The organism is Pseudonocardia sp. T1-2H (assembly GCF_038039215.1).
In the GTDB taxonomy this organism is placed as follows: Bacteria; Actinomycetota; Actinomycetes; order Mycobacteriales; family Pseudonocardiaceae; genus Pseudonocardia.
In genome coordinates this window covers 186,513-202,399 of the sequence record NZ_JBBPCL010000003.1, presented here as the reverse complement: position 1 = coordinate 202,399, position 15,887 = coordinate 186,513, and the positions used below count along the sequence as shown (strand labels likewise).

Genomic DNA, 15,887 nt, shown 5'->3' with positions numbered 1-15,887 from the left:
ATGGCCGGCTACCACCGCCTGCCCGACAAGACCGCCGAAACCCTGCGCGACGGGTGGCTGCACACCGGCGACATCGGCTACCTCGCCGCCGACGGCTACCTCTACCTGCTCGACCGCAAGAATGACATCATCATCACCGGCGGTATGAACGTCTACAGCAGCGAGGTCGAGCAGTTCCTGCAGACCTGTCCCGGAGTCGGACAAGTCGCCGTCGTCGGGCTCCCCGACCCCGACTGGGGCGAAGCCGTTGTCGCCGTCGTCGTCCCCGCGCCTGGCACCGCCAGGATTGACGTCGACGACCTCACGGCCCGCTGCCGCTTAACCCTGTCGGCCTACAAACGCCCCAAGTGCATCCGCCAGGTCGAGCAGCTCCCGCTGACCCCCTACGGCAAGGTCGACAAGAAGCAGCTACGCAACCAGCTCACCCGCGACCCGGAGTCGCCGCGATGACCACTCGGCCAGTCACCCGCAACGGTGGTGATCGCGACACACACCACGCCAGCGGGCTGCGGCACCCTCTGGCCGACGGGGTCGTCTGTGTGGCGGAGGCGCTCGCCGCGCTGCGCGCCGGGCTGCCGGTTCTCGTCACCGACGACATGGGGACCCCGACCCGGACCGAGGTCGTCCTCGCAGGCTGCCTCGCCCGAGCAAGGTGGACCGCCTGGATGGTCCGGCGCTCGTCTGGCGTGCTCTGTGTCGCGCTGGACGGAGCCCGCGCCGACCACCTCGATCTGCCGATGATGGTGGCACGCCATGAGCGGCACGAGCGCCCTGCCTACACCATCTCGGTGGACGCCACCCGTGGCGTATCCACCGGCATCAGTGCTGCTGACCGCTCCCGCACCGCCCGCGTACTCGCCGACCCCGGGTCCGGGCCCGCCGACCTCATCCGACCCGGGCACCTCTTGCCGGTAGTGATCGAACGGGGTGGGGTCCTCACACGAGCCGCCTTGCCCGAAGCAGCCGCCGATCTGTGTGACCTCGCAGGCCTCCCCCGGGTCGCGCTCACCGCAGAACTCGTCGCCGACACCGGCCCCCTCCTCGAACCGGACGAGGCCAAGTCCCTCGCGGCCCGCCACGATCTCGTCGCCCTGAACCTCACCGACGTCGTCCGACACCGCCTCCGCCACGGCGACTACTCCGACCCGCGGGTCGCCACGCACTCCTTCGCCGCCTTCGTCGACTGGTAGTCGAGATGGTTCCCGAGGGGCGTCGTGCATCCCCTACCTACACCGACCCGGCCAACCGGGCGCGCAGAATTTCGACCTCACGGAGCGCGGTATGCAGCCGGTGCTTGGCGTCGAGCTCGAGGACGGCCGGGGCGGTGCGCAGCTCGGCGGCGGCGAGCCCGGCCACGGCGAGGGTTGCCGGGGTGAGGTCGTCGGCGTCGTAGTCGGCGGTGAGCTCATCGAGCCACTCCCCCGCTCCTGCGGAGGGCAGGTCGGCGTCGTCGGGATCGTCGTCGGGGCCGCCCGCGTGCTCCTCTGGTGCGACGGCGTCGGCGAAGCGCCGGGCCTGCGCGAGGAATCCGGCGAGGACCGCGCGGATCTCGTCGCGGTGCGCGTCGATCCAGTCCTGGCGGGCGTCGCGGTTACGGGCGTCGCGGCGGCCGTCGCGGGTGAGTTGTTCGTCGGGTCGGTCGTAGCGCAACAGGGCGTCGAGGCGGTCGATCCGGTCCTGGGTGCCGCGCCGGGTGGTGATCCCGAGCGGGGCACCGAGCTCGGACAGCGACAGCCCCAGGTGGCGGCCGTTGCGGAGCAGCCGGTGTTCCCGGCGGCGGTCGTCCCACCAGCACCAGGTGGACAGGATCAACGCGTCCGCGGTGTCGGCGGCGGCGACCCAGCGCGGGATCCCGGCCGGGCTGCGGGCGGCCAGGTAGTCCAGCACGTCGCGGGGTGCGGTGCCCATCGCTGACCTGCGGGAATCGTCGATCCGGTCGTGCCGGCGGGCGATCCGCTCGACCGCGGCGGACAGCTCGATGTCGGTGATCCGCGGCGGAGTGCTCACGCGTGAGATCTTCACACACGCTGAAACAGACAGATTCCTGCGGTATGGACGCGCGCAGGCGTGTCGCGGTGCCGGACCGGCCGGCAGCGCCTGGCATCCGATAATGTTGCGTTATCGGACGCGAGAAATGTCCGACTCGGCGACCCTCCCCGGGCCGTCGGCCGGATACGGAAGGACCCGCTCTGCGCCCCGAGCCCGCCGCGGACCCGACCGCGGCCCCGCCCCCGTCCCCCCGAACCACGCCCTCGTCGCTCCGCGCCGGGCCGCTGGCGCGGCCGGAGCCGGCCGTCGGCGGGGCGATTCGCCGGCCGCAGGACCTGGACGAGGCGGTCGGGAGCTACGCCGCCGCGGCCCGGTCGGCGAACACCTGGCGGGCCTACCGCTCGGACTTCGCCCGGTTCCGGCGCTGGTGCGACGCGCAGGCCCCGGCGGCGGTCGCGCTGCCGGCCGCGGCCGCGACGCTGGCCCGCTACCTCGCCGCGCACGCCGGCGCCCGCCGGCCGGCCACGCTGGCCCGCTGGTGCTCGGCGATCGCCGTCGCGCACGACCTGGCCGGGCACCCCTCCCCCACCCGCGACGAACAGGTCCGCACCGTGTTGGCCGGGATCCGGCGCACCCACCGCACCCGCCCGGCCCGGGTCGCCCCGGCCCGCCCGGATGACCTGCGCGCCATGCTCAGCCCGCTGGACCCGGCCCGGCCGGCGGACGCCCGGGACCGGGCGCTGCTGCTGATCGGGTTCGCCGGGGCGCTGCGCCGCTCCGAACTGGCCGCGCTCACCCTCGCCGACCTGGTCGTCGACGCCGACGGGCTGCGGGTGTTCATCGCCGCTGGCAAGACCGACCCGACCGCCACCGGGCACACCCGCGGGCTGGCCTACGGCGCGCACCCCGAGTCGTGCCCGGTCCGGGCCTGGCGGGCCTGGCTGGTCCACCGGGTGCCCTCCCCCGCGCTTGACGAGGATGCCCCAGGTGCCGACGGCCCGTCGCCGCACTCCGCCGGCACCGGGACCGACCCGCGTTATCTGCCCTCCGCAGGAGCGTTCGTGGCGGTGGACCGGTGGGGCCGGCTCGGCACCCGGGCCTTGTCGGACCGGTCGATCGCCCGGATCATCGGTGCCCGGGCCGACGCGGCCGGCCTGACCGGGCATTGGGCCGGGCATTCGCTGCGCCGCGGGTTTGCCACCACCGGCTACGCCGCCGGGGCCAGCGAGCTCGCCATCATGCGGCACGGCCGCTGGCGGTCGAAGCTCGGCGATGCGCGGCTACATCGACGAGGGCACCGTGTGGACGGACAACCCCACCACCCGCCTCGGCCTCTAACCCACCTCGCTAACTCACATATGCGGTCACATATATGGCCGCTGCGCAGTCGTCAGCTGCCGCCTCGGCTGTGTCCACATCGGCATGCTCATGCGCATGCACGGCTACGCCACTAGCACGGGTCGAAGCATGTTCCTCACATGTGGACAATGCAGCGTCCACAGCCGCATCCTCACGGGCTGTCGCGTCAGCGCTACCTGACGACTCCACGTACTGCGGGACACGTGGTTCCTCTGCCGTGGTCATCGATACGTCCGCAGGCGGGGCCACGTCCGCATCACCATCGGTGCTCAGTGATTGATTCACGTCTACGACCATCGCAGCGGTTCCAGCCGGGGCCACAGAGGTGGCTGCCGACGACTACCCATCCACTGCAACATCCGAGGCACCTGAAGAGTCCGATGAGGTGATTACCGACGTGGCGCCGTCCGCATCCTCATCTGAGTCAACGGAGCCGTGTTCATCAGGAACCGCCGCATCGGACACCGATGACTGCACAGCAGACGCAACCGACGTGTGCGAGTCGCTCACCACAGCTGAGCAACCTGACGAGCACTCCGACAGGTCCGCATCCCTGGCCACATCCGCGCCCTCGGACCCGGCCGCAGATGTAGACGCTTGTGCCGCCGCAGGCGTGTCGACTTCGTGATCCGCAGCCCCGTCGCTATCTTCGGTCACGGCTGCGTCCACAGCGGTGCCCAACGACGGGTTCATCGCTGAGGGGGCAGCCGTAACCACAGCAGGTTTCACATCGTTGACGAAGCACGGCACCGCTGCTGTCGCCGCAGCGGAGGCCGCGGCGGTGGCGACCTCCGCGGCACACGCTGCGACAGCAGCGGGGTCGTCGTCATAGCCCGCGGACAAGGCCGCAGCCACGGCGCCGGCGGCGCCGACCGCGGCGGCCGCGGACGCGGGACCTGCGGGACTCGATGACGACGGCGCGGATGACGGATCAGTAGGGGAGCGAGATGGCGAGCCCGACAGGCACGCAGAAGGTGGTGGTGATGGACCCCGACACGTCCACGCAGGGGGTGGAGTCCGCGGCACTGGCGCGGGTGGTGCTGGTGGCCAACCAGAAGGGTGGGGTGGGCAAGACCTCGATCGTCACCGCCTTGGCCGGATTGATCGCCCGCCCGGACCGGCGGGTGCTGGTGGTCGACGCGGATCCGCAGGGCAACGCCACCAGCAGCGACCTGGGGGTGGACGGCGACCGTGGCCGCGGCCTGATGATGGCGCTGCAGTACGGCGAGCCCCCGAAGGTCGAGCGCGACGTGCGGCCCGGTCTCGACCTCGTCGCCGGCGGGCCGCTGCTGGCTCAGGTCGGGGCGCTCACCGCGACCGCCACGCAGACCGGACTGGACCTGGTCGCCAACCTGCGCGCGGCCCTGGCGCAGGTCTGCGTGGCCGGCGGCTACAGCGTCGTGCTGATCGACTCCGGGCCGGGGGACGCGCCGCTGCTCGATGCGCTGCTGCGGGTGACCCGCTATCTGGTGGTCCCGACCAAGGACGACGACGCGTCGCTGAGCGGGGTGGAACTGCTGGCGCTGCGCTACCTCAAGGCGCGCCAGGAAGGCGCCCTGGTGCAGCTGCTCGGGGTGGTGCTGTTCGACGCCAACCCGCGGGCGACCGCCCGCAACGGCCAGGTCCTGACCGACCTCGACGGGCTGCTCGACGGGTCCGGCTCGAGCAGCTTCCAGACGATCATCCGCAGCGACCGCGCCGCGGCCCTGGATCTGCGCTCGGCCCACCTGACCCCGGCCGAGCTCGTCGCGGCCACCGCCGAGCAGAACAAGTCCCGGCTGGCCCGGCTCCGTAGCGGCGGTAAACACCGCGCCGACCGGGCGGCCGCCGACGGGGCCGAGCCGGTGCGGCTGTGGTCCCGGGACCCCTCGGCCCTGGCCAGTGATTACCAGGCCCTGGCCCGCGAGCTGCTGACCCGCATCGCCGGCGCCGAGAGCGGGGCCCGGGCATGAACCGCCGTCGGCCCGCCTTCGACCCGAGTCGGCTCGATGACATCGACGACCTGCTGCCACCCGCCCCGCTGATCACTCCGACCCCGCTGAAGACCCCGGCCCCGCCGCGGGAGCCCGAGCCCGAGCCGGCGCCGCCGGTCCCGGACCGTTCCGCCGAGCAGCACCGCGACGACGAGCGTCCCGCGCAGCGGGGGAGCGGGGGGCGGAACCCGTGTCCGCCCCGCGCCCGGCGCCCGCCCGGAAGTCCCGCGGCCAGGGTGGGCGCCCGGCCCGGCCCCCGCGCAGCAGTGCACCGGCCGCGGCCGAAATCGGCGATCCCGGTCGGGTCCCGGTGGCGGTGCGGATCCCGCGCGCGCTCTACGACGACATCAACACCCAGCTGCTGGCTGGGCCGGAGCGGCCCTCCTACGGCCAGCTGGTGCTCTGGACCTGTGAGGACCATCCCGACGAGGTCGCGGCCGAGGTCCGCGCCGCGCGCCCGGGCGCGGGCTCCCGTCGGCCCCGCGGCCGCCGCCTGGCCGCGGACACCGTGCAGGTCACCCTGCGGCTCACCCTCGCCGAACGCGACCTGCTCGACGAGATCGCCGACACCGTCCGCGCCACCCACCCCGGCCTGGTCACCCGCACCGAGGTCGCCACCGGCGCGCTGCGCTACGCGCTGGAGGCACCGCCCACTACATAACCCTCATAAGCGGCGCCATATGCGCCGACATATGAGCCCGTTGCTCTGCCCTGAGATGCGGGTTCCGCGCGACGCAGCCGGGAGCTCGAAACAGCGCCGATCCGAACCGGGACCGGCGACGGGAGGACAAACGACGATGGCGACGCTCTCCGCCGACCTCACCGATCAGCACGGCCGGATCCACGGACTGGTCGACGCCCACCGGCATACTCAGGCCGAGCAACGCGCCGCCCTGGCCGCGGAGTCTCGACGAGCGCTGGTCGCCGCCGACCACCGCGCGACGGTCATCCTCGAGGCACTACGCCGTTGCGGGGCGCCCGCCGTCGCCGACCAACTCGATCAGGAGGCCCGCGCGGGCACGAGCCTCATTGTCGCGCTCACCAGCGACGACACCACGCCGGCCGAGCTCGCGGCCGCGATCCACGCCTACGTACACCGGCAGGCGGCCGTGGACGAGGCCGTTCAGCGGCAAGCCCGGTGACGGCCAGTCGACCCATCCGCGAACGTTCGACGCCACCGCGCCTGCGGAGCCCGGGCGGCGGGGCTGAACTCCATGCCCGTCGCCGGGGCGGCGGGGCGGGGACGAGCAACGGGCCGTTGCCCAGCCCCAGAACTGGGCGTACAATTTCTTGTACGTAGGAGGTGGCCATGAAGACGATGACGTACTCGGAGTCCCGCGCGCGCTACGCCGAGACCCTCAACGCCGTGACCGACGACCGGGAAGAAGTGGTGATCACTCGGGCGGGCCATGAGCCGGTCGTCATGGTCGCGCTCGATGACTACGAATCGCTCAAGGAGACTGCCTACCTGCTGCGCAGCCCCGAGAACGCACGGCGGCTGCTCGCCGCGATCGACCGCCTCGAACACGGCGCGGGCGCGACCCGTGACCTGCTCGATTCCGCCGACGAGTGAAGTTCGTCTGGGACGAGAACGCCTGGGCCGACTACCTGTGGTGGCAGACCCAGGATCGTAAGGTCCTCAAGCGAATCAACACGCTGCTCCAGGACGTCGCGCGTACCGGCAATGAAGGCATCGGCAAGCCCGAACCCCTCAAGCACGGCTTCCAGGGCTACTGGTCGCGACGCATCACCGACGAGCACCGACTCATCTACAAGATCGTCGACGACGAGATCCGTATCGCCGCCTGCCGCTACCACTACTAGGAGCTGTTTAGGAAGTCGTCTGGCCCCGCGGGCTGCGCGTGTCGGTGCTCGGACATGGGTGAGGTCTCCGGTAGGTGATCAACGACCAAGAAGACCGTCCGCCCGGAGACCTCGTTGCGCAGCCTATCGATCGGAGCGCGTAAGGACCTGACGGACCGGTAGTGGCGGATCTTGGAACCGCTGCTCCCGGCTCCGATGGGCAGGGGCCGACCGCGGAAGTGGCCCCGCCGCAGGTTGATCGACGGCATCCGGTGGCGGACCCGCGTCGGCGCCCCGTGGCGCGACGTGCCCGAACGCTACGGACACTGGCAGTCGATCTATCAGCTGTTCCGACGCTGGCAGCGTCAGAACGTGTGGGCGCTGGTGTGGTCCACGCTGCTGGGCTGGGCCGACGCCGGCGGACTGATCCGTTGGGACGTCTCGGTCGACTCCACGATCAACCGCGCCCACCAACACGCCGCCGGGGCCCGCCGCCACCCGCAGGCGCACGTCGAACCGCCCGGTGACGAACCCGCCGATCACGGGCTGGGGCGCTCCCGCGGAGGCTGGACCACCAAGATCCATGTGGCCTGTGAGCAGGGCCGCGGCCCGCTGGCTGCGTTGATCGCCGCAGGTCAGCGCGGCGACTCACCGCAGTTCATCGCGGTCCTCGACGGGCTGCGGGTGGCTCGACTCGGGCCGGGACGACCACGCACGCGCCCGGACCGGGTGCTGGCCGACAAGGCCTACTCGTCGAAGGCGAACCGCGACTACCTGCGCCGCCGCAAGATCGCCGCGATGATTCCGGTCAAGGTCGACCAGCAGGCTCACCGACAAGCCCGAGGCTCGGCCGGTGGACGTCCACCGGCCTTCGACGAGCAGATCTACCGGCAGCGCAACGCCGTCGAATGACGGCATCAACCCGCTCAAACAGCACCGCGCCCTCGCCACCCGGTACGACAAGCTCGCCCTGCGCTACGAGGCCACCGTGCACATCGTCACGATCAACATCTGGCTACGCGCCCTCGCCGCCGGCAGCGGCTGCATCGGGTCGTGCTCGACCGGCTCGCCCAGCACGACCTGCCTGACTGAGGGCCAGGCCCAGATGATCCCGGGCTGGCCCTACTCGTTCGTCGCCGCTCTGGAACCGGGCCGGACCTCCTGGACCGCGCTGCTGGACGCGGTCCGGCTCGGCCCGGCTGATGACGCCACCACGATGACCGCGGACCAACTCCGCGCGGTGGTCGGCAGGCTGATCGCGGCGGGGCACTGGCGCGCCGGTGATCCGCATATCCTGATCGTGGCCGACGCCGGCTACGACATCACCCGGCTGGCGTTCGTCGTGGCCGACCTACCGGTCGAGCTTCTCGGCCGGATCCGCTCCGACCGGGTCCTGCGAATGCCGAAGCGGCCCCGGTTGCCCGGCCGCACCGGACGCCCACCCCGGCACGGGCCGCAGTTCGCTCTGAACAAGCCAGCCACCTGGCCCGAACCCGCCCACATCTCGATCACCGAGACCACCCGCTACGGCACCGCGACCGCGACCAGCTGGGACCGGCTGCACCCGCGGGGTGACCCACCGCGGCTGCCGGGCCGACCACGACGGCGAGCTGCCCGTGCTCGAGGGCACCCTCATCCGGCTGCAGGTCGAGCACCTGCCCGGTGACCGCGACCCGAACCCGGTCTGGCTGTGGACCTCGACCACCAGCGCCAGCACCACCGACGTGGACCGCTGGTGGCGGTCGTTCCTGCGTCGCTTCGATCTCGAGCACACCTTCCGGCTGCTCAAGCAGACCCTGGGCTGGACCGCCCCGAAGATCCGATCCCCACAGGCGGCGGACCGCTGGACCTGGGTCATCATCGCCGCGCACACCCAGCTCCGCCTCGCCCGGCCGCTGGCCCAGGACCTACGTCGTCCCTGGGAGAAACCCGCGCCGCCGGGCCGGTTGACACCGGGGGCTCGGGTCCGCCGCGGGTTTCGGCACCTCCGCCCGCGCACCGCCCTGCCCGCCGGCGCACCGAAACCCGCTCACCCGGCCCCGGGCGCCCACCCGGCTCCCGCAACCGCAGGTCCGCACCCCGTTTCGACGTCGGGAAAACCGGCAAACCCGACCTCACCGTGACAGCACAGCCGTCACGCCCGGGTTAAAAATCAAGCTAAGCGAGGCTGGCTCCTCAAGTCCACGAGAACGCACAGCCACGCCCACGCCCACGCAGGGTCCCCAATGCGACCGGGGGCTATCGCGGGGCGAGGTCTCCGGCGGCAAGTCGATCCGCGGCCGCGCGGGCGCGGCGGGGACACCGTAACGCCGTTACGACCCGTCGTGGGCTGCGGAAACGGCCATCACGACGGCCTTGGGCTCGGTGAAGAACTCCCGGCTGAAGGTGCCGCCCTCGCGGCCCCAGCCGGAGTCCGCGAACCCGCCGAACGGCGCCCGCAGGTCCCGGATGAAGAAGCAGTTCGTCCAGACCGTCCCCGCCTGCAGCGCCGCGGCGACCCGGTGCGCGCGGGAGAGGTTCTCAGTGAACACCATCGCGTTGAGGCCGTACGGGGAGTCGTTCGCCAGCCCGACCGCCTCGGCCTCGGAGTCGAACGGCGTCACGGTCACGACCGGCCCGAAGACCTCCTCGCGCTGGATCGGCGAGTCCGCGGGCGCGTCGACGATGACCGTCGGCCGGACCACCCAGCCGTCGCCGAGGCCGCCGGTGAGCATCTTCCCCGCCGCGTTCTCCAGGTGACCGCGCACCTTCGTGTAGTGCGTCTCTGACGCCAGCGGGCCAATCTGGGTAGCCGGGTCCCGGGGGTCGCCGATGACCAGGGCCTCGGCCGCGGCAACGAACCGATCCAGGAACTCGTCGAGGATCGTGCGCTCGACGTAGAGCCGGCTGCCGGCGAGGCAGACCTGCCCGGCATTGGTGAAGATCGCCTTGATCGACCAGTCGACCGCGTTGTCCAGGTCGGCGTCGGCGAACACCAGGTTCGCACCCTTGCCGCCGAGCTCCAGGCTGACCGGCGTGAGGTTCCTCGCTGCCGCACCGGTGATCGCCCGGCCGGTGGCGGACTCGCCGGTGAAGGTGATCCGGTCGACCCGCGGGTCCGTCGTGAGCGCCTCGCCCGCAGAATCGGGGCCGTAGCCGTGCAGGACGTTGAGCACGCCGGGCGGGATGCCGGCCTCAAGGGCGAGGCGAGCCAGGATCGTCGCAGAGGCCGGGGAGTCCTCGGCCGGCTTGAGCACGACGGTGTTGCCCCAGGCCAGCGCCGGGGCGATCTTCCAGGACTCCAGCATCAGCGGGAAGTTCCAGGGGGCGATCGCGGCGACCACCCCGGCCGGTTCGAAGCGGGCGTAGGCGTGGTGGCCGGTGTCCATCGGGTAGGCCTCGGCGGTCGCGAGCCGGGCGTGGTCGGCGAAGAACCGGAAGTTCTGGGCGGTGCGTGGGACGTCCTTGCCCTTCGCGTCCGCGACCGGCTTGCCCATGTCCCGGGAGTCGGCCAGCGCGAGTTCGTCGGCATGCGCCTCGATCAGGTCAGCCAGCTTGTGGATCAACGCGCCGCGCTCGGCGAAACCCGTCTGCGGCCAGGGCCCCTCGTCGAAGGCCCGGCGGGCCGCGGTGACCGCCCGGTCGGCCTCGTCCGCGCCGCCCAGCGCGGCCCGCGCCCAGGGCTCGCGGGTCCAGGGGTCCACCGAGTCGAAGGTCGCCCCGTCGGCGGACGGGATCTCCTCGCCGTCGATGATGTGCCCGAAAAAATCCGTCCCAGCGCTGGTCCCCATGGTGTCCGAGGCTTGCAGCGGGGCGGGGCCCGCGGAAGCTGTTCATTCCGGCCAGCGAAACGAGGGAGGCTGAACGCGCGCGGGGGAGTGGGGCCAGCCGTCGCGGAGGAACATGAGGAGCCGACGATCGGTATCGCCTGCCTTGCCGCGCCCATATTGGACGCAACGGGCGTCGCAATTGCCGCCGTCTCATCACCGGGTGGGCGACCCGGCTTGACGCTACCCGGGTCGCCCCGGCCGTCCGGACCGCAGCTTTCAGTGCCTCCCGAACTCTCGGCTACGGACGTCGGTGAGCTTGCATGCTTCGGTGCCGGGCGTAGGAGAGAGTCGTCGGGCTGACCGCGGGCCCCCGTTGCCGATCATCTCGAGCACGAGGTCTTTCGAGGCACGTGGAGCCGGAGGGTGGGGAGACCTCGTCCGATTCGAAGGCGCAGGCCACGGAAACAGACCCATCGGGAGCCTGACACGGCGCCCCCGCCCACCACCACTAGCAGCGGCGTGACCGAAGAGATCTGCGCACGGACGTGGTCGTAGCGCTCGGACGGGGCCGCGGTCATTCGCTTGCCGGGAGTTCGCCGAACACACCGGCGACCTGGCCGAGCAGCGGCGCTACACGGGCATCTAGATCGTCGCCAAGGCCGGCCGGGGTAGCACCTCGATAGCCAACGGAGGTGTCGCCTGCCCTCAAACGGTCGGAGCCCCCGCATACACGTATACGACGGCCCTCCGGGCCGCAGCCAAGAGAAGAAAACGGTACTTTCACGATCAGGTTCCGATGGATGGGCCGCGGGTGCCGCCGCGGCGCTCCAGTTCAAGGCTGCGGGCCGGGGCGTTGTGGCGGTTGAGCCCGCGGTAGATCCAGTCGTTGAGTAGACCGTGGTGGCGGTCCGGGTGGACAAACGGCGACGTCCTGCGGGCGATGGGGCACAGCCCCGAGCCGGGTGCCGGGCGGGTATCCGACCGGTGCGAGGCGGCTGAGTTGCGGCGGCCCGACGGCTGGGAGCGGCACCGGCTGGCGCGTTGGACCGGTACTGACGGAGCGCCGCAACCGGCGCGCACCGCTGGCGGCGCCGCCGCCACGCGGCGGAACGCGTGCACGGTGCGGCCGCGGCTCGGTGGCAGTCCTACGGGCCGCGCGGCTCGCGGCAGGAGGACGTCGCGGTCGGTACCCCGGGAGCGCGCCCATCGCCTGGCCGAGGAGATCGCGAGCCGAGAGACCGCACGCCGGATGTGGGAGGAGATCTGCCAGCGGATCGGCCAGGCCGCGGCACCGAGAACCCGCCCACTCCTTCGCCAGGTGACACAGGACCGGCCGAACCGCCACCGCCCGCTTGGGAAGCGGAGTCGTTGCCAGGGACGGCAGGCGACGAGGTCTGGCAGCGGGCGCTTGAGGTGGCCCGACAGCAAGGGCGGGCCAGGCGGCCGCGCGCGGCGACCGCAGTGTTGACTCCATCCCCTGCGCCAGCGGTCTCGCTGTGTCGTCTCAGCCTGAGGATGCGCCGCGCCGCTGGCCCCTCGGCGTGCCAGTCCACCACCGCTGAAGACGCCGCCGGGCAGGTGGCTGGCACCCGCTTCAACGGAATCTGATTCACCTTCGGCGCGTCACGTGCTGCACCTGAGTGATCACCGGTATAACTCCCGCCCATGGACTCCACCCGCCAGCGGCGCAAGCCCGGGCGCAAGAGCAAGGGCGTGCGCGTCCAGGTGCCCGTGCGCATGCCCGCCGAGTTCCACGCGGAGGTGGAGCGAATTTCCAAGCGCGACGGGATCCCGGTCACCGACGTCGTGACGCGGATGATCGCGGAATCTCTTGGTCGGCCAGCGCCTGAATACTGCTACCCCCGGCCCCTGAGCGCGCAGGAGGAGCTGCCGCTGACGAAGGCCTCATAACAACGAACGAGGCGGCCCCTGCCAGGGGGCCGCCTCGCTTAGTCCTCACGCCGGCCGGGGCGCCACCCGGGTCGACGTCGTACCCCAGCCGCGGCTGGGGCCTTCCCCCCATTGCCATAAGGGGCGCTTTCGCGTGTCCAAGATACCTCTTGGGCCGGACGTTGCGCGAGCCCGACACGGTTCGACCTGCCCTGAGCAGGGCACCGGCTGGTGCCAGCCGTGCTACGAGCAGGGCGCGTTCGTCCTCGCCCACACATCGGACGGCCAGACCTGCCTCCTCCACGGCGGTTGCACCGGTGCTGCCGACCTAGCCAGGTTCGGTCTCCAACCAGCGCCGATCCAACGACCAGGCCAGCGCCCGCCGCGGACCCCCCGCGGTCGCGCCGCCAGGGTCGCTCCACTTCCATCGACACAAGGCCGAGCACGCCCACGGTCGGTGCAGCGACAGCTCGATCGCACCGCAGCCCGGGCGATGGCCTACGGTCGGATACGGACTCTCGCGCGCCTGGAAACCGGCCGATTCCAGCCACACCCGGGCTGGCGGCACTTCATCGACACCGGCTGGCGAGTCCTGACGTGCCAACGCGAAGCGCTGCAGCACATTAAGGACCTCGTCGACGGCGAGGACTGGCGCACGGACAAGCGCACGAGCTGGCTGCAGATCCTGTGCCGGCTCGTCCACCACATGGACTGGAACACCGGTCTGGTCACTGGCCTCACCGCCGTGCAGCTCGGCAGCGCCGGAGCACGAGCCACTCGTACCGTCTCCCGAGTCCTGGCCTGGGCCAGAGACGCCGGCCTGCTCGTCGTCATTGAGTGCGGGGCCTCGGCCGAGTTCCTCGGCGCCCGCCGCAACCGCACACCCAGCTACGCCCTCGTCAGCAACCGGCCACTCCCCCCGCACCCGACCGACCAACCCCACGCCAGCACGCCTGTGGATGAAAGTGGCGACCTCCCCATGTCTTACGTGAGTAGTAAGCCCTTGCAGGGCGGCAGACGGCCAACCCCACCTGCTAGCCGCAACTGGCCCGTCTTCCAGGTCCCCCAGTCCCCCTCAGAACGAACCGCTGCCACGCTCTGCTTCCTCCAGAGAATCGGCCTAGGCCACCGGGAGGTATCCGCGGTGCCCCTCTGGCGCACCCGGGCCCTGCTCAAAACGTGGTGGGACGCCGGAGCCTGCGTCGCAGGCCTGCTCTACGCCCTCGACCACCACCCCGACCGCCCCGGCGATCACCGAGGCGACGCCCGGCGCGGCGCCACAGACCCCCTCCGCGTGCTCGGCTACCGCCTCCGCCCGTGGACCAGGCGGCTCGACGAGCTCCCCGCCGCAGTGGTCGGGATCCGCGGCGACTACCGCCATCGCCTCGGCCACGTGAGCACCCCCGTGACCGAGGGAACTGAGCAGCCACAGGCACTCCCCGACACCCGCGCAGCCGCCAGAGCCACCGTCGACGCCCACCTGCGTGCCCTCCGGAAAAGGCGCCAGAAGCGCACGAACCCAGGCCTCGCCCGCAGCCACTCCAGCGATCGAAAGTGACCCGCCCCGGCGTGTCCGGAGACTTGATCTTCTGAGGAGATGGAGTCATGACACGTCGTTCCCAGCCGCCGTATCCGCCGGAGTTGCGTGAGCGGGCGGTACGGATGGTCGCCGAGATCCGCGACGACCACGACTCGCTGTGGGCGGCGATGAACGCCGTCGCCGACAAGCTCGGAGTCGGCACCGGCGAGACCGTGCGCAAGTGGGTCCGCCAAGCCGAGACAGACTCCGGCGTCCGGCCCGGCACGACCACGCAGGAGTCAGACGAGCTGCGCAGGCTGCGCCGAGAGAACGCCGAGCTCAAGCGGGCCAACGACATCCTGAAAGCGGCCTCGGCCTTCTTCGCGGCCGAGATCGACCGGCCACACCGACGCTGGTGAGGTTCATCGACCAGCACGCCGCCCACCAGACCGGTGGGCGGCGATGGGGCGTCGAGTCGATCTGCGCCCAGCTCGCCGAGCTGGGCGCACCGATCGCCCCGTCCACCTACTACGCCCGCCGAGCCGCTGAGCCGAGCAGGGCGCAGGTCCGCGACGAGTACCTCGCACCGGAGGTGCGCGGGTCCACGCCGAGAACTACGGGGTCTACGGCGCGCGGAAGGTCTGGGCCCAGCTCAACCGAGAGGGCATCCGAGTCGCCCGCTGCACCGTCGAGCGGCTCATGCGCGCCCAGGGCCTGGGCGGAGCACGCCGCGGCCGACGGGCGCGCACGACGCTGCCGGGCGGACAGAGCCGTGCCGGGGACCTCGTGGGCCGCCGGTTCAACCCGCCCGCCCCGGACCAGCTGTGGGTCGCCGACTTCACCAACGTCCCCGCGTGGTCCGGGATGGTCTACGTCGCGTTCGTCATCGACGCCTACTCGAGGCGCATCCTGGGCTGGCGCGCGGCGACGAGCATGCGCACCGAGCTCGTCCTCGACGCCCTCGAACACGCCGTCTGGACCCGCGCCGGACAGGGCCGCGCCGAGCTGGACGGTTTGATCATGCACACCGACGCCGAGTCGCAGTACAACATCCATCGCCTACACCGAGCGCCTCGCCCAGGCCGGCGCAGCACCGTCGATCGGCACGGTCGGCGACGCCTACGACAACGCGCTGGCCGAGTCGACCATCGGGCTGTTCAAGACCGAGCTGATCAAACCGAGAGGGCCCTGGCGCAGCGTCGAGCAGGTCGAGATCGCCACCCTTGAGTACGTCGACTGGTTCAACCACCGACGCCTACACAGCGCCGCCGGCGACATCCCACCCGCCCAACTTGAGGCCGCCCACTACCGTCAACGAACAGCCACACCGCAGCCAGAGAACTCAAGCCGATAGCTCTCCGGACACGCCGGGGCGGTTCAAAAGTCCCGGCGGTGAGGTACCCGCGGTTGCCCTCTGAGGAACGAGGCCCAGCTCGTCAGCACCGACGTGCCAGGATCGACGAATCCGGATGACCGAGCTCGACCAGCACAGCGACGGCCGATGAAGCCAGCGCACCGACTCGGCACTGATCGCCAAATCCGATCGGGCCCTCGACGAGGACACCGCGCACGCGTGGGCAGCGGGTGATGGGCGAGGGCGTGGTG

General features: G+C 71.6%; 14 protein-coding genes and 2 pseudogenes. 14 read left to right on the top strand and 2 right to left on the bottom strand.

Going from position 1 to position 15,887, the window contains the following annotated elements:
- Positions 1–450: a class I adenylate-forming enzyme family protein gene (locus WBK50_RS34585; RefSeq protein ID WP_341339957.1), complete on the top strand. Its 450-nt coding sequence runs from the start codon at positions 1–3 to the stop codon at positions 448–450.
- Complete coding sequence (locus tag WBK50_RS34580; protein WP_341339956.1) at positions 447–1,190, top strand: 3,4-dihydroxy-2-butanone-4-phosphate synthase; 744 nt, start codon at positions 447–449, stop codon at positions 1,188–1,190. The genes WBK50_RS34585 and WBK50_RS34580 overlap by 4 nt, the downstream gene beginning before the upstream one ends.
- A gap of 37 nt (positions 1,191–1,227) precedes the next feature.
- Here the strand turns inward: WBK50_RS34580 and WBK50_RS34575 are convergent, their stop codons facing one another.
- Complete coding sequence (locus tag WBK50_RS34575) at positions 1,228–2,007, bottom strand: hypothetical protein (protein ID WP_341339955.1); 780 nt, start codon at positions 2,005–2,007, stop codon at positions 1,228–1,230.
- Between the two features lie 593 nt (positions 2,008–2,600).
- Here WBK50_RS34575 and WBK50_RS34570 point away from each other — a divergent pair.
- The 9 genes and pseudogenes from WBK50_RS34570 (at position 2,601) to WBK50_RS34530 (ending at position 9,247) form a co-directional block, all read left to right on the top strand.
- Complete coding sequence (locus tag WBK50_RS34570; RefSeq protein ID WP_341339954.1) at positions 2,601–3,443, top strand: site-specific integrase; 843 nt, start codon at positions 2,601–2,603, stop codon at positions 3,441–3,443.
- Between the two features lie 852 nt (positions 3,444–4,295).
- Complete coding sequence (locus WBK50_RS34565) at positions 4,296–5,300, top strand: ParA family protein (protein ID WP_341339953.1); 1,005 nt, start codon at positions 4,296–4,298, stop codon at positions 5,298–5,300.
- 211 nt (positions 5,301–5,511) lie between these two features.
- Positions 5,512–5,982 carry a hypothetical protein gene (locus tag WBK50_RS34560; RefSeq protein ID WP_341339952.1) on the top strand — a complete coding sequence of 157 codons (471 nt, stop codon included), beginning with the start codon at positions 5,512–5,514 and terminating at the stop codon, positions 5,980–5,982.
- Positions 5,983–6,118: 136 nt separating this feature from the next.
- Entirely contained in the window at positions 6,119–6,463 is a 345-nt protein-coding gene (locus WBK50_RS34555) for a hypothetical protein (protein ID WP_341339951.1), read from the top strand.
- 167 nt (positions 6,464–6,630) lie between these two features.
- Positions 6,631–6,894, top strand: coding sequence for a type II toxin-antitoxin system Phd/YefM family antitoxin (locus WBK50_RS34550; RefSeq protein WP_341340014.1), 264 nt, complete (start codon positions 6,631–6,633; stop codon positions 6,892–6,894).
- Positions 6,891–7,145: a Txe/YoeB family addiction module toxin gene (locus tag WBK50_RS34545; protein WP_341339950.1), complete on the top strand. Its 255-nt coding sequence runs from the start codon at positions 6,891–6,893 to the stop codon at positions 7,143–7,145. The genes WBK50_RS34550 and WBK50_RS34545 overlap by 4 nt, the downstream gene beginning before the upstream one ends.
- 168 nt (positions 7,146–7,313) lie before the next feature.
- A pseudogene (locus tag WBK50_RS34540) lies at positions 7,314–8,145 on the top strand (IS5 family transposase); the annotation flags it as partial.
- The gene (locus WBK50_RS34535; protein ID WP_445942428.1) at positions 8,119–8,790 is read left to right on the top strand and encodes a transposase; all 672 of its coding nucleotides are present in this window, start codon (positions 8,119–8,121) and stop codon (positions 8,788–8,790) included. The pseudogene WBK50_RS34540 and the gene WBK50_RS34535, both read left to right, overlap by 27 nt.
- Positions 8,741–9,247, top strand: coding sequence for a hypothetical protein (locus WBK50_RS34530; RefSeq protein ID WP_341339949.1), 507 nt, complete (start codon positions 8,741–8,743; stop codon positions 9,245–9,247). The genes WBK50_RS34535 and WBK50_RS34530 overlap by 50 nt, the downstream gene beginning before the upstream one ends.
- A 189-nt stretch (positions 9,248–9,436) precedes the next feature.
- On the opposite strand, the gene WBK50_RS34525 is transcribed toward WBK50_RS34530, so the two are convergent.
- Positions 9,437–10,894, bottom strand: coding sequence for an aldehyde dehydrogenase (locus WBK50_RS34525; RefSeq protein ID WP_341339948.1), 1,458 nt, complete (start codon positions 10,892–10,894; stop codon positions 9,437–9,439).
- Between the two features lie 1,644 nt (positions 10,895–12,538).
- Here WBK50_RS34525 and WBK50_RS34520 point away from each other — a divergent pair.
- From WBK50_RS34520 to WBK50_RS34510, 3 genes and pseudogenes are all read left to right on the top strand, one after another.
- The gene (locus WBK50_RS34520) at positions 12,539–12,784 is read left to right on the top strand and encodes a hypothetical protein (protein WP_341339947.1); all 246 of its coding nucleotides are present in this window, start codon (positions 12,539–12,541) and stop codon (positions 12,782–12,784) included.
- Positions 12,785–13,220: 436 nt separating this feature from the next.
- Positions 13,221–14,321 carry a hypothetical protein gene (locus WBK50_RS34515; RefSeq protein WP_341339946.1) on the top strand — a complete coding sequence of 367 codons (1,101 nt, stop codon included), beginning with the start codon at positions 13,221–13,223 and terminating at the stop codon, positions 14,319–14,321.
- Positions 14,322–14,368: 47 nt separating this feature from the next.
- Positions 14,369–15,636 (top strand): annotated as a pseudogene (locus WBK50_RS34510) (IS3 family transposase).
- Positions 15,637–15,887: the final 251 nt, after the last annotated feature.